The organism is Salmonella sp. SAL00672 (assembly GCF_046552175.1).
In the GTDB taxonomy this organism is placed as follows: Bacteria; Pseudomonadota; Gammaproteobacteria; order Enterobacterales; family Enterobacteriaceae; genus Salmonella; species Salmonella enterica.
The window spans coordinates 107,279-129,876 of the sequence record NZ_JBGDUQ010000005.1 but is presented as its reverse complement, the minus strand read 5'-3'; the positions used below and the strand labels follow the sequence as shown (position 1 = coordinate 129,876).

The window sequence follows — 22,598 nt, the reverse complement described above, 5'->3', positions numbered from 1 at the left end:
GGATGGCGCTACGCTTATCCGGCTTATCCGGCCTGCACGAGAGAACATGCTCACGCTTTTACATCGCTGGTCGCTACCACAGAAATCGCCGGGCTATCCGGCTGTTCGACGAATGGCGGCGTTTTCCGGTATTTATCCAGCAGGTGGATCTGAATCTTGCGCAGCATGTCGCCATTCAAACGGTAGTAGCGGAAGTAGAGAACCAACGTCATCATGAAAAACAGTACCGGCAGGACAATCATAATAAACTGCATCCCCTGCAGGGTTTGCGCAGACTGCGCCACGTTCGGCGTGTAGCCAATCAGCCCCAGCACCAAAGCGATAAAGAACGCCGCAAACGCCGAGCCGCCCTTCACGACCATCGTCTGTACGGAATAAGCGATACTCTCGCAGCGAATATTGAGCTTAAATTCCCCATAATCGACCGTATCCGCCACCATGATTACCTGAAGCACCCAAAAGAGCGCGGTCCCGATATTCAGGAAAATACCCGCCGCCACGATTAAAGCGGCATTATGGACATCCGCCAACGCCATCGCGAAGAGCCCTGCGCAACTCAGAACGGGCATCACGGAGGCGCCCGCCCACAATATCCGCCGCGATAACATTTTCACCAGCCGGGGGAAGACAATCAGCGTCAGCAGATTCGCCGCGCCGGCGTAAGAAAGGTAATAGGGAAAAAGATCGGCATCGCCAATCACATAGGTGAAGTAGTAGATCGCAAAGCCATTGATAATATTGGAGGCAATGTTATACGCCAGCGCCATTCCCAACAGGCAAGAGAGCTGATCGTTTTTGTATATCAATCCAACGATCGTTTTTAACGTCAGATGTGGGCGGCCCGCCGTTACACCGTTATCGGAGGAGTACACCTCATGGACGTTGCGTAATGTCACGATAGTCGAGGCGATAAAGAACGCAATTAGCACCAGCGTAAACATCTGAAAGCCGAACCCACGATCCGCTCCGCCAACGTAGTTCACAAACGGCAGCGTTATACCGGCAGTGACGAAGCCAGCCAGACTGGCGAAGAAACGCGGGAACGGCACCAGTTGTTCGCGTTCTCGCTTATCAAGCGTAATGGTCGGCACCAGCGACCAAAATGGGATATCCATAATGGTATACGTCATGCCCCACAGGATGTAGGTTACGCAGACAAACACAACCTGCGCGGTTCCCTCAAAAAGATGAGCGCTGAACAGCAGGAAAAGCACCAGCGAATTGGTTAAGGTGCCGATCAATATCCACGGCTTAAATTTCCCCCACCGCGAACGCGTGGCGTTGACAATCCAGCCCATGATGGGATCGTTTATCGCATCCCAGATTCGCGCGACCAGAAAGAGGGTGCCGACGAGGCCGACCGAGAGTCCCACCACATCGGTGTAGTAATACATCAGGTACATATACACAATGCCGATGGCGAAATCCTTACCAAACGCACCGAACCCGTAACTCAGCTTTGTTGTCAGAGAGATGCTCATAGGGTACCGGGTCGCTGTTACCAGCGCCCGCCTTCTGTTAGTAGAGGTTAAACGCCGGATCTGCCGTCCAGCGCGGCTGGAGATTAACGGCGTAACCAGGCCGGAAGCCAGTCGCCATGCGCGGCGATCAGATCGTCAACCAACGCATAGATTTCTTCGATACCCAGCACCGCTGCGGTATGAGGGTCCATCATCGCCGCGTGATACACGCGATCGCGGTTTTCCGTGAGGATGGCTTCGGTCAACAGCGTTTGCACGTTGATGTTGGTCTGCATCATCGCCGCCAGATGGGAAGGGATCGTCCCCACCTTCGTCGGTTGAATGCCGTTGGCATCCACCAGACAAGCCACTTCCACGCAGCTTCCCTGCGGCAGGTTATCAATCAGCCCCTCGTTACGCACATTGCCGTAAATCACGCTCGGCTCGCCGGTCCACAGAGCGTTCATAATGGTGCTGGCGTACTCGCGGGACGGTTTGATGTCGATACGCTCGGCGGTTTTATACTCCTCCAGCTCTTTATGCCAGTTCGCCAGTTGTTCTACGCAGCGTTTCGGATATTCATCCAGCGGCACCTTGTAGCGCGCAATCAGATCTTCGCGTCCCGGTTTAATAAACCACGGCGTGTACTCGGCAAAATGCTCTGATGATTCGGTGACGAAGTAGCCCAACTTTTTGAACATCTCATAGCGCACAATGTTCTGGCAGCGTTCATTGCCGTGAATATTGGGCTTCGGCGCCTGTCCGGCGTCATAGGCCGCCAGCAATTCAGGATAGAGATTGACATAAGTCCCGTCAGCCGTTTTGCGCTCCAGTTCGAGGTAAAACGCCATGTGGTTAATGCCGGCGCAGCGGTAGCGCAGCGAGGTGGGATCGATATTCAGGTCGCGCGCCAGTTCTTCCGCCGTTCCCTGTACCGAATGGCACAGGCCGACCTGTTTGATATGCGGATAACGGGCATACATCGCCCAGGTATTCATCGCCATCGGGTTGACGTAATTGAGCATGGTGGCCTTCGGACAGACTTCCGTCATGTCTTCGCAAATCCGCCACAGATGCGGGATGGTCCGCAGCGCGCGCATGATGCCGCCCGGCCCCAGCGTATCGGCGATCGTCTGTTCCAGGCCATGACGCTTACAAACCTCAAAATCGGTCACGGTGCAGGGTTCATAGCCGCCAATCTGAAAGGCGACCACCACGAAATCCGCATCCTGTAGCGCCGCTTTCTGGTGGGTATGGCAGGTAATCCGGCCAGAAGCGCCCGCTGAGTCCATCAGTTTCCGTACCACAATGTGCGACTCTTCCAGCCGGGTTTCGTCAATATCCATCAGGGCGACATGCGCTGACTTTAGCGCCTCGCGGTGAAACACATCGCCGAGGATATTTTTGACGAAAATCGTAGAACCTGCGCCGATAAAGGTAATTTTGGGTGCCGTCATCATGACTCTCCAGAACAGTAGTGAACACCTTCATGGTGGCACGCGTTCCCGGTGAAAACCTCCGTCTTCCCCGATGAGCATTCCCGAAAACTCAGATCGTATGCTGGCGCGCGGGAGATCTGAGTTTTTGGGACAAAATGGCGTAAAAAGCAGAGTATTCGGCCTGATAGTCAGGCTACGCTCTACAATATCGACGGATTCTGTGTCCGGATTCCCGGTTTCCTCCCGGCTAAAGGGGCATAATTCTGATAATTCAGGAAATGGAGTGACGATGAGTACGCAAGCAATATCCCTCCTCCCGCCCGACCCGCACATGTGCAACGGCGATGAAAAGCAAACCCGTAGCCCGCTGTCGCTCTATTCCGAATATCAACGACTGGACGTTGAACTGAGGCCGCCGCACAGAATGGCCAGCAGTCACTGGCATGGACAAGTAGAAGTGAATGTTCCGTTTGACGGCGATGTGGAGTATTTAATCAACAATGAAGTCGTGCAGATAAAGCAGGGGCATATCACCCTGTTTTGGGCCTGTACGCCACACCAGCTTACCCGCCCCGGCAACTGCCGCCAGATGGCGATTTTCAGTTTGCCGATGCACCTGTTTCTCTCCTGGCCGCTGGATCGCGATCTTATCAACCACGTCACGCACGGGATGGTGGTTAAATCACTGGCGACCCAGCAGCTTAGCACCTTTGAAGTGTTGCGCTGGCAGCAGGAAACAAGCAGCCCGAATGAGCAAATTCGCCAGTTGGCGATCGATGAAATCGGCCTGATGCTTAAACGCTTTAGCCTTTCCGGCTGGCAGCCCATTTTGCTCAATAAAACATCACGCACCCACAAGAATAGCGTCTCACGCCATGCGCAGTTTTACGTAAGCCAGATGCTGGGATTTATTGCCGATAACTACGATCAGGCGCTAACCATTAACGACGTCGCGGAGCATGTCAAACTCAATGCTAACTACGCGATGGGGATATTCCAGCGGGTTATGCAATTGACGATGAAGCAGTACATCACGGCGATGCGCATCAATCACGTACGTGCCTTATTGAGTGATACTGACAAAACGATCCTCGATGTCGCTCTGACTGCCGGGTTCCGATCCAGCAGCCGTTTTTACAGTACTTTTAGCAAATTTGTCGGTATGTCGCCGCAACAATACCGCAAGCTAAGCCAGCAACGACGCCAGACGATGCCCGGCTAAAGCCGGATACCACTATCAGCCAAAAAAATAATTCACCTGTCGATAAACGGCGGGTGAAATCGCTCGCTATCAATAATTAACCCTTTGTTTATTAAATAATAATATCAATAACTGACCATTATTCCATCACTTTACACCCCCTATTTGACGGGGTAATACTTGCCCACGTCACATTCATACGGCGGGTCGGCAAGGCGTAAATTGCACGGCCTCCACAACCGGGTAAAAGATGATGAAAGTATTAATTGTTGAAAGTGAGTTTCTGCATCAGGACACCTGGGTTGGCAACGCGGTTGAGCGTCTGGCGGATGCCTTGAGCCAACAAAATGTTACCGTCATTAAATCGACATCCTTCGATGACGGCTATGCCATCTTGTCCGCGAACGAAGCCATTGACTGTCTGATGTTTAGCTACCAAATGGAACAACCGGATGAGCACCTGAGCGTCAGGCAATTGATCGGTAAGCTTCACGAGCGTCAGCAAAACGTGCCCGTTTTCCTGTTAGGCGACAGGGAAAAAGCGACGGCATCGCTGGACCGCGACCTGCTGGAGCTTGTCGATGAATTCGCCTGGATTCTGGAAGACACCGCTGACTTTATCGCCGGACGCGCCGTTGCCGCCATGACCCGGTATCGCCAGCAACTGTTACCGCCGCTGTTTAACGCGTTGATGAAATACAGCGACATTCATGAATATTCATGGGCGGCGCCGGGACACCAGGGCGGCGTCGGTTTCACTAAAACGCCTGCCGGTCGCTTTTATCACGATTATTATGGCGAAAACCTGTTCCGCAGCGATATGGGGATTGAGCGTACCACGCTCGGTTCACTCCTCGACCATACCGGCGCGTTTGGCGAAAGCGAGAAAAACGCCGCCCGCGTATTCGGTGCTGACCGCTCCTGGTCCGTGGTTGTCGGGACCTCCGGTTCTAACCGTACTATTATGCAGGCCTGTATGACGGATAATGATGTCGTTGTACTGGATCGTAACTGCCATAAATCCATCGAGCAGGGGCTGATCCTCACTGGGGCCAAACCGGTATATATGGTGCCAAGCCGTAACCGTTACGGCATTATCGGGCCAATCTACCCGCAGGAAATGCAGCCTGAAACCTTGCAGAAAAAAATCAGCGCCAGCCCGCTGACCAAAACCAAAGCCGGACAGAAACCGTCTTACAGCGTAGTGACCAACTGTACCTATGACGGCGTATGCTATAACGCCAAAGAGGCGCAGGATCTGCTGGCAAAAACCAGCGATCGCATTCACTTCGACGAAGCATGGTACGGCTATGCGCGCTTCAACCCGATCTATTTCGATCACTACGCGATGCGCGGCGAGCCAGGCGACCATAACGGTCCGACCGTGTTTGCCACCCACTCCACGCACAAACTACTGAATGCGCTTTCACAAGCTTCCTACATTCACGTCCGTGAAGGCCGTGGCGCGGTGAATTTCTCCCGCTTCAACCAGGCCTATATGATGCATGCCACCACCTCTCCGTTATATGCCATCTGCGCATCCAACGATGTGGCGGTATCGATGATGGACGGTAACAGCGGCCTGTCCCTGACTCAAGAGGTGATTGACGAAGCGGTTGATTTCCGTCAGGCGATGGCGCGTCTTTATAAAGAGTTTACCGATGAAGGCGACTGGTTCTTTAAACCGTGGAATAAGGACGTCGTCACCGATCCACAAACCGGTAAAACGTATGACTTCGCCGACGCGCCGGCAAAACTGCTAGCCACTGACCAGAACTGCTGGGTCATGCGCCCCGGGGAAACCTGGCACGGCTTTAAAGACCTGCCGGATAACTGGAGTATGCTGGACCCGATTAAAGTCAGTATCCTGGCGCCGGGTATGGGCGACGATGGCGAACTGGAAGCATCCGGCGTACCTGCTGCGCTGGTCACAGCATGGCTTGGCCGCCACGGTATCGTGCCGACCCGCACCACCGACTTTCAGATTATGTTCCTGTTCTCTATGGGGGTAACTCGCGGGAAATGGGGAACGCTGATCAACACGCTGTGCTCCTTCAAACATCATTACGACGCGAATACGCCGCTGGCGCAGGTGATGCCGGAACTGGTGCAGGATTATCCTGACACTTACGCGAACATGGGTATTCATGACCTGGGCGATAAAATGTTTGCCTGGCTACGTGAAAATAACCCGGGCGCCCGTCTCAACGCCGCCTATTCCACCCTGCCGGTTGCGGAGATTACCCCGCGCGACGCCTACAACGCGATTGTGAACAACAATATTGAAATGGTGGCGATTGAAAATCTACCGGGTCGCATTGCGGCGAACTCCGTTATTCCTTACCCGCCAGGCATCCCAATGCTGCTCTCCGGCGAAAACTTTGGCGATGAAAACAGTCCGCAGGTGGGTTACTTACGCTCACTGCAATCCTGGGATCATCACTTCCCTGGCTTTGAGCATGAAACCGAAGGCACGGAAATTATTGATGGCGTATATCACGTTATGTGCGTGAAAGCCTAATCACAAAGAGTCTTTTTTTGAGGATGGCATGTATTCCCTGAGTATTGCTGCAAAACAATAATACTGTCATACCTTTTTGCGCGGGCCCCATCCCGCGCTTTTTTTATACAAAAATGACAAGTTTCCACTCGCGTACAACTTTTTGTACACCCTAATTCATCGTACAAATATTGTAATATTATTCAGGAAAGTTATTTTAGTGCAGTTTCAATTCATCACACAATTGACTCAGTCCCCGTTATCTCTCCCGTTTGGCGAGATCCGGTATTTTATGTTCATATTCCAGGAGTTCGGGTATGAGGATTTGCAGCAACGAACCTTGCATAGTGTTATTAACCGAAAAAGATACATGGTTACGAGTAAATGGTAAGGAGCCAATCAGCTTAAAAGCGAATCATATGGCCATTCTGGCTTGTGAAAATAACGTTATTGACATTTCATCATTAAATAGCGTGCTAGTAATACAAGTGAGTCGCAATAATATTAAAGACTATTTACAATTCCTGAATAAAGATCTCTCACACCTTCCCGTCTGGCAACGCAACGCCGATCCCTTATTGACCGCCAACTGTCTGACGCCGGATATCTTCAGGGTCGCCGCCCGCTACAGCGCGATGGAAGCACCGGATGAAATTGTTAGTGAACGTACCCGTGCGCTCCTTTTCACCGTTTTATCCCGCTTTCTTGACCACAAAAAATTTATTTCTTTGTTAATGCACATGCTGCGCAGCCGCATCAGTGACAGCGTTTACCACATCATTCAGAGCGATATTCATAAAGACTGGAATCTGAGCGCCGTTGCCAGCTGCCTGTGCCTGAGTCCAAGCTTGTTAAAGAAAAAGCTCAAAAACGAGAATACCAGTTATAGCCAAATAATCACGACCTGCCGAATGCGTTATGCCGTAAACCAATTATTAATGGACGGAAAGAATATCTCTCAAGTCTCACAGCTGTGTGGGTATAACAGCACATCGTACTTTATTTCCGTGTTTAAAGAGTTTTATGGTATGACCCCCCTGCATTATGTTAGCCAACATCGGGAACGATCGGCTGCCTAATTTTTCTACACTCAACGATAAGACACGATAATAACAGCATTGGCGATAACCCGTCTCCGACATAATTCAGCGGCATTCTGAGGGGGTATGATACGACGTAATTTATCGTAACGAAGTCACCTTTTCAGGAGTCCAAATTATGTCTTCGGATGCTGATGCTCACAAAGTGGGCCTAATCCCCGTCACCTTAATGGTATCGGGGAATATTATGGGTTCAGGGGTATTCTTACTCCCTGCCAACCTGGCGGCCACTGGCGGGATTGCAATCTACGGATGGCTGGTCACTATCATCGGCGCCCTGGCGCTGTCGATGGTTTATGCCAAAATGTCGTCCTTAGATCCCAGTCCCGGCGGTTCTTATGCCTACGCACGCCGCTGCTTCGGGCCGTTTTTGGGCTATCAAACGAACGTGCTGTACTGGCTGGCATGCTGGATCGGTAATATCGCGATGGTCGTTATCGGCGTCGGCTATCTGAGCTATTTCTTCCCGATTCTGAAAGATCCGCTGGTATTAACGCTTACCTGCGTCGCGGTGCTGTGGATTTTTGTTCTGCTGAACATCGTCGGGCCGAAAATGATTACCCGCGTACAGGCCGTCGCCACCGTACTGGCGCTGGTGCCTATCGTAGGGATTGCGGTCTTCGGCTGGTTCTGGTTTAAAGGCGAAACCTATATGGCGGCCTGGAACGTGAGCGGCATGAATACCTTCGGGGCGATTCAAAGCACGTTGAACGTCACGCTATGGTCATTCATCGGGGTAGAAAGCGCCTCCGTTGCGGCCGGTGTGGTCAAAAACCCGAAACGCAACGTGCCTATCGCCACCATCGGCGGGGTACTGATCGCCGCCGTCTGCTATGTGCTCTCCACAACGGCGATTATGGGGATGATCCCCAACGCGGCGCTGCGTGTGTCGGCATCGCCTTTCGGTGACGCGGCGCGTATGGCGCTGGGCGATACCGCAGGGGCTATTGTTTCCTTCTGTGCGGCAGCGGGTTGCCTGGGCTCTCTCGGCGGCTGGACGCTGCTTGCCGGTCAAACCGCAAAAGCGGCGGCGGACGATGGTCTCTTCCCGCCGATCTTCGCGCGGGTTAATAAAGCCGGTACGCCAGTGGCTGGGTTGCTTATCGTCGGCGTGCTGATGACTATCTTCCAGTTCAGCAGTATGTCGCCGAACGCCGCGAAAGAGTTTGGTCTGGTCTCCTCCGTGTCGGTTATCTTCACCCTGGTGCCTTATCTTTACACCTGTGCCGCGCTGTTACTGTTGGGCCACGGTCACTTTGGTAAAGCGCGCCCGCTGTATCTGCTGATTACCTTCGTCGCGTTTGTGTATTGCATCTGGGCGGTCATCGGTTCCGGCGCCAAAGAAGTGATGTGGTCGTTCGTCACGTTGATGGTGATCACCGCGCTGTATGCGTTGAACTACAACCGCATTCACAAAAACCCGTATCCGCTGGATGCGCCGGTTAAACAGGATTGACCACGTGTAGTTAATGTTATCGCAACAGGCCGGATAGCGCAGGTTATCCGGCCGCCACCAACATTAAGTTCTTAAGGTTCACTTAATTTTACTTTGTCACGATTAGCGTCACCGAATCGATGGACGCATCAACATGTTAAAGCGCTTTCTTAAAAGACCTGTTCTTGGGCAAATCGCCTGGCTTCTGCTTTTTTCCTTTTATATTGCCGTCTGCCTGAACATTGCGTTCTACAAGCAGGTACTACAAGACCTACCGTTAAACTCGCTGCGCAATGTGCTGGTGTTTATTTCCATGCCGGTCGTCGCGTTTAGCGTGGTCAATAGTGTGCTGACGCTGGCCTCATTTATTTGGCTAAACCGACTGCTGGCCTGCGTTTTTATTCTGGTCGGCGCTGCCGCGCAGTATTTTATTTTGACTTACGGCATCATCATCGATCGCTCCATGATCGCCAATATGATGGATACCACGCCCGCGGAAACCTTTGCGCTGATGACGCCGCAAATGGTGCTGACGCTGGGATTAAGCGGCGTTCTGGCAGCCGTGATTGCCTTCTGGGTCAAAATCCGTCCGGCGACGCCGCGCTTACGTAGCGGGCTTTACCGCCTGGCCAGCGTCCTGATCTCTATTTTATTAGTTATTCTGGTCGCCGCCTTTTTCTATAAAGATTACGCCTCGTTATTTCGAAATAATAAACAGTTGATCAAAGCATTAAGCCCATCGAACAGTATTGTCGCCAGTTGGTCATGGTATTCACATCAACGGCTGGCGAATTTGCCGCTGGTACGCATTGGCGAGGATGCCCATCGCAATCCATTAATGCTGAAAGGCGATCGCAAAAACCTGACGATTCTCATCGTTGGCGAAACCTCGCGCGGCGATGATTTCTCTCTTGGCGGCTATCCGCGCGACACCAATCCGCGGCTGGCGAAAGACGATGTGATCTACTTCCCGCATACCACCTCTTGCGGTACGGCGACCGCGATCTCCGTTCCCTGCATGTTTTCTGATATGCCGCGCAAACATTATGACGAAGAGCTGGCGCATCACCAGGAAGGGCTGCTGGATATTATCCAGCGCGCGGGGATTAACGTACTGTGGAATGATAATGACGGCGGCTGTAAAGGCGCATGCGATCGCGTTCCGCATCAAAATGTCACCGAGCTAAACCTGCCCGGACAATGTATCGACGGCGAGTGCTACGATGAAGTGTTATTTCACGGTCTGGAAGACTATATCGACCATTTGAAAGGCGATGGCGTTATTGTATTACATACCATCGGCAGCCACGGCCCAACCTATTACAACCGTTATCCACCGCAGTTTAAAAAATTTACCCCAACCTGTGACACTAACGAAATTCAGAACTGTTCCCAACAGCAGTTGATCAACACCTATGATAATACCGTGCTGTACGTGGACTATATTGTAGATAAAGCCATTAACCTGCTGAAATCTCATCAGGATAAATTCACCACCAGCCTGGTCTATCTTTCCGATCACGGCGAATCATTGGGTGAAAATGGCGTTTATTTACACGGTTTGCCGTATTCCATTGCGCCGGATACGCAAAAACATGTCCCGATGCTCATTTGGCTTTCTAAAGATTATCAACAGCGTTATCAGGTGGATCAGGCCTGCCTGCAAAAACGGGCGAGCACGCTGGATTATTCACAGGACAATCTTTTCTCAACCATGCTGGGATTAACCGGCGTACAAACGACGTATTACCAGGCCGCAGATGATATTCTGCAACCGTGCAGGAGACTAAGCGAATGAAGATACTGATTGTTGAAGACGACACGCTATTATTACAGGGGTTAATACTCGCCGCGCAAACCGAAGGCTATGCGTGTGATGGCGTTTCGACAGCGCGTGCCGCCGAGCATAGTCTGGAGTCTGGTCATTACAGTCTGATGGTGCTGGATTTAGGGCTGCCCGATGAGGATGGCCTGCATTTCCTGACGCGAATCCGACAGAAAAAATATACCCTGCCGGTACTCATTCTGACCGCCCGCGATACGCTCAATGACCGCATTACCGGGCTGGATGTCGGCGCAGATGATTATCTGGTTAAACCCTTCGCCCTGGAGGAGCTGCACGCCCGCATCCGCGCGCTGCTGCGCCGCCATAATAACCAGGGTGAAAGTGAACTGACGGTTGGCAATCTGACGCTCAATATAGGCCGCCATCAGGCATGGAGGGATGGACAGGAACTGACCCTGACGCCTAAGGAGTACGCGTTGCTCTCACGGTTGATGCTCAAGGCAGGCAGTCCGGTGCACCGGGAAATTCTTTATAACGATATCTACAACTGGGATAACGAACCCTCGACCAACACTCTGGAAGTGCATATACATAATTTGCGCGACAAAGTCGGCAAGTCGCGCATTCGCACGGTTCGCGGGTTTGGCTACATGCTGGTTGCCACTGAGGAAAGCTAAGTGAGCCTGATGCGTTTTCAGCGAAGAGCGATGACCCTTCGCCAGCGTTTAATGCTGACAATTGGTCTTATTCTGCTGGTGTTCCAGTTAATCAGTACCTTCTGGTTATGGCATGAAAGCACTGAGCAAATCCAATTGTTCGAGCAGGCGCTGCGGGATAATCGCAACAACGATCGCCATATCATGCACGAAATTCGCGAGGCGGTCGCCAGCCTGATCGTCCCCGGCGTATTTATGGTTAGCCTGACGCTGCTAATTTGTTACCAGGCGGTACGGCGTATTACCCGTCCGCTCGCCGAACTGCAAAAAGAGCTGGAAGCGCGGACGGCGGATAATCTGGCGCCGATCGCCATTCACAGCTCCACGCTTGAGATTGAGTCCGTCGTCTCGGCGATCAATCAACTGGTTACGCGTTTGACCACCACGCTCGACAATGAACGCCTTTTTACCGCCGATGTGGCCCATGAGCTACGCACGCCGCTGTCGGGGGTGCGTTTGCACCTGGAATTATTGTCAAAAACCCACAATGTTGATGTCGCGCCGCTTATCGCCCGTCTTGACCAGATGATGGATAGCGTCTCCCAGCTTCTGCAACTGGCGCGCGTGGGCCAGTCATTCTCTTCCGGGAATTATCAGGAAGTAAAACTGCTGGAAGATGTGATCCTCCCCTCCTACGATGAGCTGAACACCATGCTGGAAACGCGCCAGCAAACTCTGTTGCTGCCGGAAAGCGCGGCGGACGTGGTGGTGCGCGGTGACGCGACGTTACTGCGTATGCTGCTGCGAAATCTGGTGGAAAACGCGCATCGCTATAGCCCTGAAGGAACCCATATCACTATCCACATTAGCGCCGACCCCGACGCTATTATGGCGGTCGAAGACGAGGGGCCGGGTATTGATGAAAGCAAATGCGGGAAGCTAAGCGAAGCGTTCGTGCGGATGGACAGCCGTTATGGCGGAATTGGCCTGGGGCTGAGTATCGTCAGCCGCATCACCCAACTACATCAGGGACAGTTTTTCCTGCAAAACCGTACGGAAAGAACAGGCACCCGTGCCTGGGTGCTGTTGAAAAAGGCATAACAGGCGTTTAATACGTCGTGACCCACACATAGATAAAACTGCTGACAATCAGCACACTACACAGGGTCGTCAAACTTTTATAAATATAGCTTTTCATGACGCTCTCCTCCAAAGGTATGGAGGAGAGTATGCCCGCGAGAGATTAAGCGAACCTTAAGCGCGAAATTTATTCATCGATACGCGGATGTTGCTGTACCAGACGCGAACGTTTGACCTGCAACTCCGCAATTTCCTGATCGATGTCGTCGATTTTCTGCTCAATATTATCGTAATGCTCACCCAGAATTTCCTTCGCTTCCTGGATGTCCGACGCCGCTGGCGTTGCGCCTTTTAGCGGACGATTGGCCGTCTCTTTCATGGAAATACCGGTAACCAAGCCTATCACCGCGATGACCATCAAATAATACGCCGGCATCATCAGATCCTGCGAGCTTTCCACCAGCCAGGCCGCCAGCGTTGGCGTCAGACCGGCAATCAATACAGAGATATTAAAAGCCGCCGCCAGCGCGCTGTAACGAATATGCGTCGGAAACATCGCCGGCAATGTCGAGGCCATCACCCCGGTAAAGCAGTTCAGAATCACCGCCAGCATCAACAAACCGGCAAAAATCAGGCCAATAACGTTACTGTTAATCAGGATGAAGGCCGGGATCGCCAGCGCGAACAGCGCAATGCTGCCCATAATCACAAATGGACGTCGACCGAAACGGTCGCTCAGCAGCCCCATCACCGGCTGCACAAACAGCATCCCGATCATAATGGCGATGATAATCAACACGCCGTGATCTTCAGAATAGTGCAGGTTATGCGACAGGTAGCTCGGCATGTAGGTGAGCAGCATGTAGTAGGTCACGTTGGTGGCAATCACCAGACCGATACATGACAACAGGCTACGCCAGTGTTTGGTGGCAATCTCTTTAAAGGAGACTTTCGGCCCATCCTGCAACCCTTCGCGGTCGCCCTGCTCCAGTTTATCCACGTGCTGCTGAAACGCTGGCGTCTCTTCCAGCGCATGGCGTAAGTAGAGACCGATAATTCCCAATGGCAAGGCGATAAAGAACGGAATACGCCAGCCCCACTCCAGGAAATTCTCCTCGCCGACAATCGTTGAGATTAAGACCACCACGCCCGCGCCCAGCACGAACCCGGCGATGGAACCAAAATCCAGCCAGCTTCCCATAAATCCGCGTTTACGATCCGGCGAATATTCCGCGACAAAGATCGACGCGCCGGTATATTCCCCGCCAACCGAGAAGCCCTGCGCCATTTTACACAGCAACAACAGTATTGGCGCCCAGATACCGATCGTCGCGTAAGAGGGGATTAACCCGATACAGAAGGTACTGATCGACATAATCACAATCGTGATCGCCAGGATCTTCTGGCGCCCGTATTTATCGCCGAGCATACCAAAGAATAACCCGCCGAGCGGACGAATCAGGAAGGGAACGGAAAACGTGGCCAGCGCGGCAATCATTTGGACGCTGGGATCGGCGCCGGGGAAAAAGACTTTACCCAACGCGTAGGCAACAAATCCATAAACACCAAAATCAAACCACTCCATCGCGTTGCCCAGCGAGGCGGCGGTAATCGCTTTGCGAAGTTTACCATCATCAATGATGGTCACATCGCCCAGTGTAATCGGTTTTATTTTTTTCCTTTTCAGCATAGCTGTCCTCATAGGCTAAGCCCTGTAGCGCTATATACGGCGGGCACTGGCATACCGCGCCAGCGTCGCCGTCGAGCGGAGGGAGGGGCGCGAACGCTATCCCTCATACAAGCGTAGCAGGTTTACTTACACTGTCCGGTTACGGACTGTACAACCGAACCTGTTGACGCCTGAATGGGCAGTTAATGACCTTTTTACCCTAACAGGGTTTAAATATGTGATCAACTTCACACATATATGTCAATTCGGTCAAAAGGTGTAAATAAGGACGCCCTAATGCGCTGTGGTGACAGTAAAAAAGCGGTTATTTGAGTGTAAACCATTGCTGACTGGCGTGGCGCAGACCCTTTTATAAAAGCGGCAATAGTCCCGACAACGCTAAGGATTTTGTGTATAATTGCGGCCTTTTTCGGCGATCTGCCATTTTTGGGCGCGTTTGCCCCCGCTGACTTTTTGAGGATATCAACATGTCATTACCCCACTGCCCGCAATGTAACTCCGAATATACCTACGAAGATAACGGCATGTTCATCTGCCCGGAATGCGCTCACGAATGGAACGATGCGGAACCCGCTCAGGAGAGCGATGAGCTGATTGTCAAAGACGCCAACGGCAACCTGCTGGCAGACGGCGATAGCGTCACCATCGTGAAAGATCTGAAAGTAAAAGGCAGCTCTTCCATGCTGAAAATCGGCACCAAAGTGAAGAACATTCGTCTGGTTGAAGGCGACCATAACATCGACTGCAAAATCGATGGTTTTGGCCCGATGAAACTGAAATCCGAGTTCGTGAAAAAGAACTGATTTACCGTGTCATTGCCCGGTAGCGCCTTGCTTACCGGGCCTGAGCGGCCCTGCCACCGACAATATTGTGCCAATTTCGAACTACACTTAACGAGCATCTCTTACCTGAGGTAACCATCATGCCGTTAAGTCCCTATCTCTCTTTTGCCGGCAACTGTGCCGACGCCATCGCGTATTATCAACAAACGTTAGGCGCAGAACTGCTTTATAAACTCAGCTTCGGTGAAATGCCCCCCTCGGCGGCGGATAACGAAGAGGGTTGCCCGTCAGGAATGCGCTTTCCCGATACAGCTATCGCCCACGCCAACATGCGCATTGCCGGCAGCGATATCATGATGAGTGATGCCAGCCCGTCGGGAACGGCGCATTATTCCGGCTTTACGCTGGTGCTTGATACCCAGGATGTAGCAGAAGGGAAGCGCTGGTTTGATAACCTTGCCGCACAAGGGCAAATCGAAATGGACTGGCAGGAGACCTTCTGGGCGCAGGGTTTCGGCAAGGTCAGCGATCGTTTCGGTGTGCCGTGGATGATTAACGTGGTTAAACATCAGCCTGCCACCTAATTCCCCGGGAGGCTCGCCCTCCCCCTTGCCATCAGAGTGATCTTTGGCTGTACGTTATCCGCCGTTTAACTGTCATAGAATAAATAATGACGGTAGTTTGCTACAGTCTGGCGAAAGATGGTTGATCCTGATGAAGCGTCGGGAGGACATTATGCCAGTCTGTGAATTACGCCACGCGACAACAGAGGATACCGATTCTGTTTACGCGCTTATCTGTGAGTTACTTAAAAATGAGCTTGATTATCAGGCTTTCAGGGATGGATTTGCCGCTAATTTACTGGACCCCAACGTTCATTATCGTTTAGCGCTGCGCAACGGAGAGGTAGTCGGCATGATCAGCCTGCATATGCAGTTTCATCTCCATCATGCCAACTGGATTGGCGAAATTCAGGAGCTGGTGGTATTACCGCCGATGCGGGGACAAAAAATTGGCAGTCAGCTTCTGGCCTGGGCAGAAGAAGAAGCACGTCAGGCGGGGGCGGAGCTAACGGAGCTTTCCACAAATATTAAACGCCGCGATGCACACCGTTTTTATCTTCGCGAAGGTTACAAGCAAAGTCATTTTCGGTTTACGAAAGCATTGTGATCTGGCAGCCGTCATCAGGAGATAAGGCATAACGTAATCAGCCGTCACCGGGTGAAGTAGCGGAGCCATCTCAATTCTACTGTCGGCAAGCCTGGATAAAGGTTAAACGGGCTGACTCGCTTCTTTAGCAAAAACGGCCCTTTTAAGTTGTAGAAATGTAAATTTATTGTCAACGAACTACACTTTTCTCTTTGGCATCACCGGGAGGGTTGCCTGAAAATCCCGGGATGAGGTTTTCTTAGAAGGACAGTGACGTTATGTTCGCAGCAATCATTATCGGTATTTTTATTATCAGCGTCATTTATGCGCATTCACGCGGTGTGGAAAAACAAAAACTTTCCCGTCAACTCTTTGACCACTCGACGTTTATGGCGCCGATCAATATGTTCATGACTCGCTTCTCAACGTTACCGGCAAAGCAGCCGTACTTTGATACCACGGCATTTCCAGAGCTGCAGAAGCTGACGGAAAACTGGCAGGTGATTCGTGAAGAGGCGCTACGGCTTCAGCATCACATAAAAGCCGCGCAGGCCAATAACGACGCCGGATTCAACACCTTTTTCAAGCGCGGCTGGAAACGGTTTTACCTTAAATGGTATTCCGATGCCCACCCGTCGGCGGAAACGTTATGCCCGATAACGACAAAGCTGGTCAACAGCATCCCCTCTATCAAAGCGGCGATGTTCGCCGAGTTGCCTCCCGGAGCCTATCTGGGAAAACATCGCGACCCCTATGCCGGTTCAGTACGTTACCATCTTGGATTAAGCACACCGAATGACGACCGCTGTTTTATTGAAGTTGATCGACAGCGCCATAGCTGGCGCGACGGCGAAGCCGTCATCTTCGACGAAACCTACGTTCATTGGGCGGAAAATAAAACTGAGCAGACGCGTATTATCCTCTTTTGCGATATTGAGCGTCCAATGAAATGGCGCTGGGCGCAGAGCGTAAACCACTGGGTCGGCGCATCGTTGATGTCCGCCGCCAGTTCGCCAAACGACGAGAACGATCGCACCGGTGCGATTAATCGCATCTTTAAATACGTTCATGCAGCACGCGATGCCGGGCAACGGCTGAAAAAGAAAAACCGCACTCTCTATTACGCGCTGAAATATCTCGTTATTGCCGCTATTTTTGCCGCGATAATCCTTTTCAGCCTCCTCTGAAGCCGGGCCGCGGTATGGAACTGCCTGCCGCGGCCTGTTCTATCCTGGCGTTAGTCTCAAAGCGTTCCCTGGCCTTGAGTCTATCCATCCGGGTAATTTCCACTTCAGGCAGAGCAGATTGCCGGATGGCGGCTCCGCCTTATCTGGCCTGCGCTCAGCGTTTCTCCCCATAATAAATGTCATGCGGCATTTTCTTTCGACACGTCAAAACTGACGATAGCCTGTTTTTCGTCAGGGTTTTGAGCAAAATTCGCCCGTAATATCAGGGAAAGCCCATACTAAAAAAGTGGCATAAAACATGCATACTGAGGGCGACAGCGCGTATGCGCGATTTGATTAACTGGAGCGAAACCGATGAAAAAAGTCGTCACGGTTTGCCCGTATTGCGCATCAGGTTGCAAAATCAATCTGGTGGTCGATAACGGCAAAATCGTCCGGGCTGAGGCGGCGCAGGGGAAAACCAACCAGGGTACCCTGTGTCTGAAGGGCTACTACGGCTGGGATTTTATTAATGATACCCAGATCCTGACCCCGCGCCTGAAAACCCCAATGATCCGTCGCCAGCGTGGCGGCAAACTGGAATCTGTTTCCTGGGATGAAGCGCTCAATTACGTCGCTGAACGTTTGAGCGCCATCAAAGCGAAGTACGGTCCGGATGCAATCCAGACAACCGGCTCCTCTCGCGGTACCGGAAATGAAACCAACTATGTAATGCAAAAATTCGCACGCGCCGTTATTGGTACCAATAACGTTGACTGCTGCGCTCGCGTCTGACACGGCCCATCGGTTGCAGGTCTGCACCAATCGGTCGGTAACGGCGCAATGAGTAATGCGATTAACGAAATTGATAACACTGATTTAGTGTTCGTCTTCGGGTATAACCCGGCGGATTCCCACCCTATCGTGGCGAATCATGTGATTAACGCTAAACGCAACGGGGCGAAAATTATCGTCTGCGATCCGCGCAAAATTGAAACCGCGCGCATCGCTGACATGCATATCGCGTTGAAAAACGGCTCGAATATCGCGCTGCTCAACGCCATGGGGCATGTCATTATTGAAGAAAACCTGTACGACAAAGCGTTTGTCGCCAGCCGTACCGAAGGTTTTGAAGAGTACAGTAAGATTGTCGAAGGCTATACGCCGGAGTCCGTCGAAGAGATCACTGGCGTGAGCGCACAGGAAATTCGTCAGGCGGCGCGGATGTATGCCAGCGCGAAAAGCGCAGCGATCTTGTGGGGGATGGGCGTCACCCAGTTCTATCAGGGTGTGGAAACCGTGCGTTCACTGACCAGCCTCGCGATGCTGACCGGCAACCTCGGCAAGCCAAGCGCGGGCGTTAACCCGGTTCGCGGCCAGAACAACGTTCAGGGCGCGTGCGATATGGGCGCGCTGCCGGATACTTATCCGGGCTACCAGTACGTTAAGTTCCCGGAAAACCGCGAGAAGTTCGCTAAAGCCTGGGGCGTAGAAAGTCTGCCTGCGCATACCGGCTATCGCATCAGCGAGCTGCCGCACCGTGCGGCGCATGGCGAAGTGCGCGCGGCGTACATTATGGGTGAAGATCCGCTGCAAACCGATGCGGAACTCTCTGCAGTACGTAAAGCGTTTGAGGATCTGGAACTGGTCATCGTGCAGGACATCTTCATGACCAAAACCGCGTCGGCGGCGGATGTGATTTTACCCTCCACCTCCTGGGGCGAGCATGAAGGCGTCTTCTCTGCGGCTGACCGTGGCTTCCAGCGCTTCTTTAAAGCCGTTGAGCCGAAGTGGGACCTGAAAACCGACTGGCAGATTATCAGTGAAATCGCCACCCGGATGGGCTATCCGATGCACTACAACAACACCCAGGAGATCTGGGATGAGTTGCGTCATCTGTGCCCGGATTTCTACGGCGCCACTTACGAGAAAATGGGCGAACTGGGCTATATCCAGTGGCCATGCCGCGACACGTCGGATGCCGATCAGGGAACCTCGTACCTCTTTAAAGAGAAGTTCGATACCCCCAACGGTCTGGCGCAGTTCTTCACCTGCGACTGGGTAGCGCCTATCGATAAACTCACCGAAGAGTACCCGATGGTACTGTCGACGGTGCGCGAAGTCGGCCACTACTCCTGCCGCTCAATGACCGGTAACTGTGCGGCGCTGGCCGCGCTGGCCGATGAACCGGGCTATGCGCAAATCAATACCGCCGACGCCGCGCGTCTGGGCATTGAAGATGAAGCGCTGGTGTGGGTTCATTCGCGCAAAGGTAAAATCATCACCCGCGCGCAGGTCAGCGATCGCCCGAACAAAGGGGCGATTTACATGACCTACCAGTGGTGGATTGGCGCCTGTAACGAGCTGGTGACTGAAAACCTCAGCCCGATTACCAAAACGCCGGAGTACAAATACTGCGCCGTACGCGTTGAGCCGATCGCCGATCAGCGAGCCGCCGAGCAGTATGTGATTGATGAGTACAACAAGCTGAAAACCCGCCTGCGCGAAAGCGCAATGGGTTGATCTGCCGGATGGCGGCATCAGAATGCTTTATTCGGCCTGCGTCTACAGTAGGCCTGATAAGATGCATTAGCATCGCCATCAGGCATTTTCCCTATAACAGCCTCCGCCCGGAGGCTGTTTTTTTATCCATACGATCTCTTTATACTGTCTTTTCCGTACCCTAAATAAAATTCAAAATGAAACTACTTCTTGCATTGATGTTGTTTATGACATTCTTTGCCCATGCCGCAGATCCTGAGCCGGGTAGCCAGTATTTGCAGGCAGCAGAGGCAGGTGACAGACGCGCGCAATATTTTCTGGCCGACAGTTGGTTGAGCTATGGCGATTTGAACAAAGCTGAATACTGGGCGCAAAAAGCCGCCGACAATGGCGACGCCGACGCCTGCGCGCTACTGGCGCAAATCAAAATCACTAATCCGGTAAGCCTGGATTATCCCGACGCGAAAAAGCTGGCTGAAAAGGCGGCTAACGCGGGCAGTAAAGCGGGAGAAATTACGCTGGCGCGGATCCTGGTCAACACCCAGGCCGGGCGTCCGGACTACCCAAAAGCCATCTCGCTGCTGCAAAAGGCCTCTGAAGATCTGGATAACGACTCCGCGGTGGATGCGCAAATGTTGCTTGGCCTGATTTACGCCAACGGCGTGGGCATTGCCGCCGATGATGAAAAAGCCGCCTGGTATTTCAAACGCAGTTCCGCTATTTCCCGTACCGGCTATTCAGAATACTGGGCGGGAATGATGTTTTTAAACGGTGAACCGGGCTTTATTGAAAAGAACAAGCAGAAGGCGTTGCACTGGTTGAATCTAAGCTGTCTGGAAGGGTTTGATACCGGTTGCGAAGAGTTCGAAACGCTAACAAATGGCTGATGTTTATTGCCGGATGAACGTAGTCGTTGTAGGCCTGATAAGCGTAGCGCCATCAGGCAACCCGGAGCAGGTTGCGGATGGCAGCGTGAACGCCTTATCCGGCCTACATTTTCTTTCTTTGTAGGCCGGATAAGCAAAGCGCCATCCGGCAATCCGTTATTGGGCGGTTTTATCAAATTTGCCCAGCACATCGCGCTCATAGGCCAGCGCTTTTTTGCGGTCAAACTTGTGTTCCCACTTGGCGATCACCAGCACCGCCAGCGCATTCCCCACCACATTTAGCGCAGTACGCGCCATGTCGAGGATACGGTCGACACCAGCGATAAACGCCAGCCCTTCCAGCGGAATGCCCACGCTGCCCAGCGTCGCCAGTAACACCACGAAGGAAACGCCAGGCACGCCGGCAATCCCTTTCGACGTCACCATCAGCGTCAGCACCAGTACAATTTCCTGCCACAACGACAGGTCGATACCGTATAGCTGCGCGATAAAAATGGCGGCGATGCTCTGGTATAACGTGGAGCCGTCGAGGTTAAATGAGTAACCGGTCGGTACCACGAAACTGGTGATAGAGGCTGGCGCGCCGTAAGCTTCCATCTTCTCGATAATGCGCGGCAGCACGCTCTCGGAGCTGGCGGTCGAGTACGCCAGAATCAATTCATCTTTCAGAATGCGAATCAGAATCCAGATACTTAACCCGCACAGGCGCGCCACGATGCCCAGCACTACAAGCGCAAAGAAGATAATGGCAAAGTGTACCAGCAGCACCAGTTTCGCCAGCGGCCACAGCGACGCGAAACCAAAATTCGCCACCGTGACGGCGATCAGCGCAAAAACGCCCACTGGCGCATAGCGCATCACCATATGGGTGACTTTAAACATGGTCTCAGAGATGGAACGAAATACCGTCACCAGCGGTTCGCGGTGCGTTGCCGGCAGGGATGACAACCCCAGCCCAAACAGGACCGAGAAAAAGATAATTGGCAGCATATCCCCTTTGGCCATCGATGCGATGATATTGGTCGGCACCAGCGACAGTATCGTCCCCATCAGCCCATGCGCATGACTTTGTACTTCCGCCGTGGTGTTCTGGTATTTCGAAATATCGACGGTCGCCAGTTGCGACATATCAATGCCTGAGCCTGGCTGAAAGACATTCGCCAGCGTAATGCCGAGGATAATCGCCACCGTAGTGATCAGTTCAAAATAGAGAATGGTTTTGGCGCCGATACGGCCTAGCTGTTTTGCATCGCCAACGCCGGCGATGCCGACAATCAGAGTCGAGATCACGATCGGCACGACGATCATTTTAATCAGATGGATAAAGATATCGCCAGCAGGCGACAGCAGGTTGGCAATCAGCCATTCACGACTGTCACTGTGATAATGCAGATAGCTGCCCAACAGAATGCCCAGCACCATAGCCAGCAAAATTTGCCAGGCCAGGCTGACTTTCAAATTTTTCATAACAACAGACTTCCTCGATGAAGCGTTGCTCTCCGCCGAAAGCATGAGAGCAATACATACTGAAAGGGTATGATTTGTGTTGCGTTGGTTTGTAGAGTTTTTTAACGCGCATAATCAGTATCATTTGCATAGCGTCTTGCGCAACCCTTTCATAACAGGGCTTTTGGCTGTTTTTATGCATAATAACGCGAGTTTATGGCGTTAATGATGAATAACTATTTGTTATGGAAAGTTTTTTACTTCGTCAAAAACGAATAATACACTGAGGTAATTAATTTTTACTTGTGTCTCATTCGCC

General features: G+C 52.3%; 18 protein-coding genes. 13 read left to right on the top strand and 5 right to left on the bottom strand.

The features are described from left to right. Positions 1-50: 50 nt before the first annotated feature. A complete protein-coding gene (melB, locus tag ACLJTG_RS14675; RefSeq protein WP_000028070.1) occupies positions 51-1,481 on the bottom strand; it encodes a melibiose:sodium transporter MelB in 1,431 nt (476 codons plus the stop codon). 83 nt (positions 1,482-1,564) lie between these two features. Beyond that, positions 1,565-2,920 (bottom strand): alpha-galactosidase, encoded by a 1,356-nt coding sequence (melA, locus tag ACLJTG_RS14670; protein ID WP_020437593.1) that lies wholly within the window; start codon positions 2,918-2,920, stop codon positions 1,565-1,567. Between the two features lie 268 nt (positions 2,921-3,188). Here melA and melR point away from each other — a divergent pair, with 268 nt between their 5' ends. The 7 genes from melR (at position 3,189) to pmrB (ending at position 12,678) form a co-directional block, all read left to right on the top strand. Next, positions 3,189-4,121 (top strand): transcriptional regulator MelR, encoded by a 933-nt coding sequence (gene melR / locus ACLJTG_RS14665; protein ID WP_000106992.1) that lies wholly within the window; start codon positions 3,189-3,191, stop codon positions 4,119-4,121. Between the two features lie 232 nt (positions 4,122-4,353). Beyond that, complete coding sequence (gene adiA / locus ACLJTG_RS14660; protein WP_131044972.1) at positions 4,354-6,621, top strand: arginine decarboxylase; 2,268 nt, start codon at positions 4,354-4,356, stop codon at positions 6,619-6,621. A gap of 296 nt (positions 6,622-6,917) precedes the next feature. Beyond that, positions 6,918-7,679 (top strand): AraC family transcriptional regulator, encoded by a 762-nt coding sequence (locus ACLJTG_RS14655; protein ID WP_001217074.1) that lies wholly within the window; start codon positions 6,918-6,920, stop codon positions 7,677-7,679. A 139-nt stretch (positions 7,680-7,818) separates the two neighbouring features. Further along, positions 7,819-9,156, top strand: a complete 1,338-nt coding sequence (gene adiC / locus ACLJTG_RS14650) for an arginine/agmatine antiporter (protein WP_000093130.1) — start codon at positions 7,819-7,821, stop codon at positions 9,154-9,156. Positions 9,157-9,289: 133 nt separating this feature from the next. Then, complete coding sequence (gene eptA / locus ACLJTG_RS14645; RefSeq protein ID WP_000919290.1) at positions 9,290-10,933, top strand: phosphoethanolamine transferase EptA; 1,644 nt, start codon at positions 9,290-9,292, stop codon at positions 10,931-10,933. Next, positions 10,930-11,598: a two-component system response regulator PmrA gene (gene pmrA, locus ACLJTG_RS14640; protein WP_000697899.1), complete on the top strand. Its 669-nt coding sequence runs from the start codon at positions 10,930-10,932 to the stop codon at positions 11,596-11,598. The genes eptA and pmrA overlap by 4 nt, the downstream gene beginning before the upstream one ends. 9 nt (positions 11,599-11,607) lie before the next feature. Then, positions 11,608-12,678, top strand: coding sequence for a two-component system sensor histidine kinase PmrB (pmrB, locus tag ACLJTG_RS14635; protein WP_001212189.1), 1,071 nt, complete (start codon positions 11,608-11,610; stop codon positions 12,676-12,678). A 7-nt stretch (positions 12,679-12,685) separates the two neighbouring features. Here pmrB and pmrR read toward each other — a convergent pair whose 3' ends face one another. Further along, positions 12,686-12,775 (bottom strand): LpxT activity modulator PmrR, encoded by a 90-nt coding sequence (gene pmrR, locus ACLJTG_RS14630; RefSeq protein WP_000844399.1) that lies wholly within the window; start codon positions 12,773-12,775, stop codon positions 12,686-12,688. A gap of 69 nt (positions 12,776-12,844) precedes the next feature. Continuing rightward, positions 12,845-14,347 carry a glycine betaine/L-proline transporter ProP gene (proP, locus tag ACLJTG_RS14625; RefSeq protein ID WP_000919711.1) on the bottom strand — a complete coding sequence of 501 codons (1,503 nt, stop codon included), beginning with the start codon at positions 14,345-14,347 and terminating at the stop codon, positions 12,845-12,847. Between the two features lie 467 nt (positions 14,348-14,814). Between proP and ACLJTG_RS14620 the strand changes: the two genes are divergently transcribed. From ACLJTG_RS14620 to yjcO, 6 genes are all read left to right on the top strand, one after another. Continuing rightward, positions 14,815-15,150 (top strand): zinc ribbon domain-containing protein YjdM, encoded by a 336-nt coding sequence (locus ACLJTG_RS14620; protein ID WP_000056482.1) that lies wholly within the window; start codon positions 14,815-14,817, stop codon positions 15,148-15,150. 119 nt (positions 15,151-15,269) lie between these two features. Next, the gene (gene yjdN, locus ACLJTG_RS14615; RefSeq protein WP_001131305.1) at positions 15,270-15,713 is read left to right on the top strand and encodes a VOC family metalloprotein YjdN; all 444 of its coding nucleotides are present in this window, start codon (positions 15,270-15,272) and stop codon (positions 15,711-15,713) included. Positions 15,714-15,864: 151 nt separating this feature from the next. Next, a complete protein-coding gene (gene phnO, locus ACLJTG_RS14610; RefSeq protein ID WP_001526214.1) occupies positions 15,865-16,299 on the top strand; it encodes an aminoalkylphosphonate N-acetyltransferase in 435 nt (144 codons plus the stop codon). A gap of 257 nt (positions 16,300-16,556) precedes the next feature. Further along, positions 16,557-17,465, top strand: coding sequence for a lipid A hydroxylase LpxO (gene lpxO, locus ACLJTG_RS14605; RefSeq protein WP_000457029.1), 909 nt, complete (start codon positions 16,557-16,559; stop codon positions 17,463-17,465). A 354-nt stretch (positions 17,466-17,819) separates the two neighbouring features. Further along, on the top strand, positions 17,820-19,967 hold the full coding sequence (locus tag ACLJTG_RS14600; protein ID WP_011233236.1) for a formate dehydrogenase H subunit alpha, selenocysteine-containing: 2,148 nt from the start codon (positions 17,820-17,822) through the stop codon (positions 19,965-19,967). 176 nt (positions 19,968-20,143) lie between these two features. Beyond that, a complete protein-coding gene (gene yjcO / locus ACLJTG_RS14595) occupies positions 20,144-20,833 on the top strand; it encodes a Sel1 family TPR-like repeat protein YjcO (RefSeq protein WP_000771449.1) in 690 nt (229 codons plus the stop codon). A gap of 156 nt (positions 20,834-20,989) precedes the next feature. On the opposite strand, the gene gltP is transcribed toward yjcO, so the two are convergent. Beyond that, positions 20,990-22,300 (bottom strand): glutamate/aspartate:proton symporter GltP, encoded by a 1,311-nt coding sequence (gltP, locus tag ACLJTG_RS14590; protein ID WP_000793278.1) that lies wholly within the window; start codon positions 22,298-22,300, stop codon positions 20,990-20,992. Positions 22,301-22,598: the final 298 nt, after the last annotated feature.

Bases quoted from the DNA above. Each gene is read 5' to 3' on its own strand.
- melB (WP_000028070.1), bottom strand. From the start codon at position 1,481: ATGAGCATCTCTCTGACAACAAAGCTGAGTTACGGGTTCGGTGCGTTT.
- melA (WP_020437593.1), bottom strand. From the start codon at position 2,920: ATGATGACGGCACCCAAAATTACCTTTATCGGCGCAGGTTCTACGATT.
- melR (WP_000106992.1), top strand. From the start codon at position 3,189: ATGAGTACGCAAGCAATATCCCTCCTCCCGCCCGACCCGCACATGTGC.
- adiA (WP_131044972.1), top strand. From the start codon at position 4,354: ATGAAAGTATTAATTGTTGAAAGTGAGTTTCTGCATCAGGACACCTGG.
- ACLJTG_RS14655 (WP_001217074.1), top strand. From the start codon at position 6,918: ATGAGGATTTGCAGCAACGAACCTTGCATAGTGTTATTAACCGAAAAA.
- adiC (WP_000093130.1), top strand. From the start codon at position 7,819: ATGTCTTCGGATGCTGATGCTCACAAAGTGGGCCTAATCCCCGTCACC.
- eptA (WP_000919290.1), top strand. From the start codon at position 9,290: ATGTTAAAGCGCTTTCTTAAAAGACCTGTTCTTGGGCAAATCGCCTGG.
- pmrA (WP_000697899.1), top strand. From the start codon at position 10,930: ATGAAGATACTGATTGTTGAAGACGACACGCTATTATTACAGGGGTTA.
- pmrB (WP_001212189.1), top strand. From the start codon at position 11,608: ATGCGTTTTCAGCGAAGAGCGATGACCCTTCGCCAGCGTTTAATGCTG.
- pmrR (WP_000844399.1), bottom strand. From the start codon at position 12,775: ATGAAAAGCTATATTTATAAAAGTTTGACGACCCTGTGTAGTGTGCTG.
- proP (WP_000919711.1), bottom strand. From the start codon at position 14,347: ATGCTGAAAAGGAAAAAAATAAAACCGATTACACTGGGCGATGTGACC.
- ACLJTG_RS14620 (WP_000056482.1), top strand. From the start codon at position 14,815: ATGTCATTACCCCACTGCCCGCAATGTAACTCCGAATATACCTACGAA.
- yjdN (WP_001131305.1), top strand. From the start codon at position 15,270: ATGCCGTTAAGTCCCTATCTCTCTTTTGCCGGCAACTGTGCCGACGCC.
- phnO (WP_001526214.1), top strand. From the start codon at position 15,865: ATGCCAGTCTGTGAATTACGCCACGCGACAACAGAGGATACCGATTCT.
- lpxO (WP_000457029.1), top strand. From the start codon at position 16,557: ATGTTCGCAGCAATCATTATCGGTATTTTTATTATCAGCGTCATTTAT.
- yjcO (WP_000771449.1), top strand. From the start codon at position 20,144: ATGAAACTACTTCTTGCATTGATGTTGTTTATGACATTCTTTGCCCAT.
- gltP (WP_000793278.1), bottom strand. From the start codon at position 22,300: ATGAAAAATTTGAAAGTCAGCCTGGCCTGGCAAATTTTGCTGGCTATG.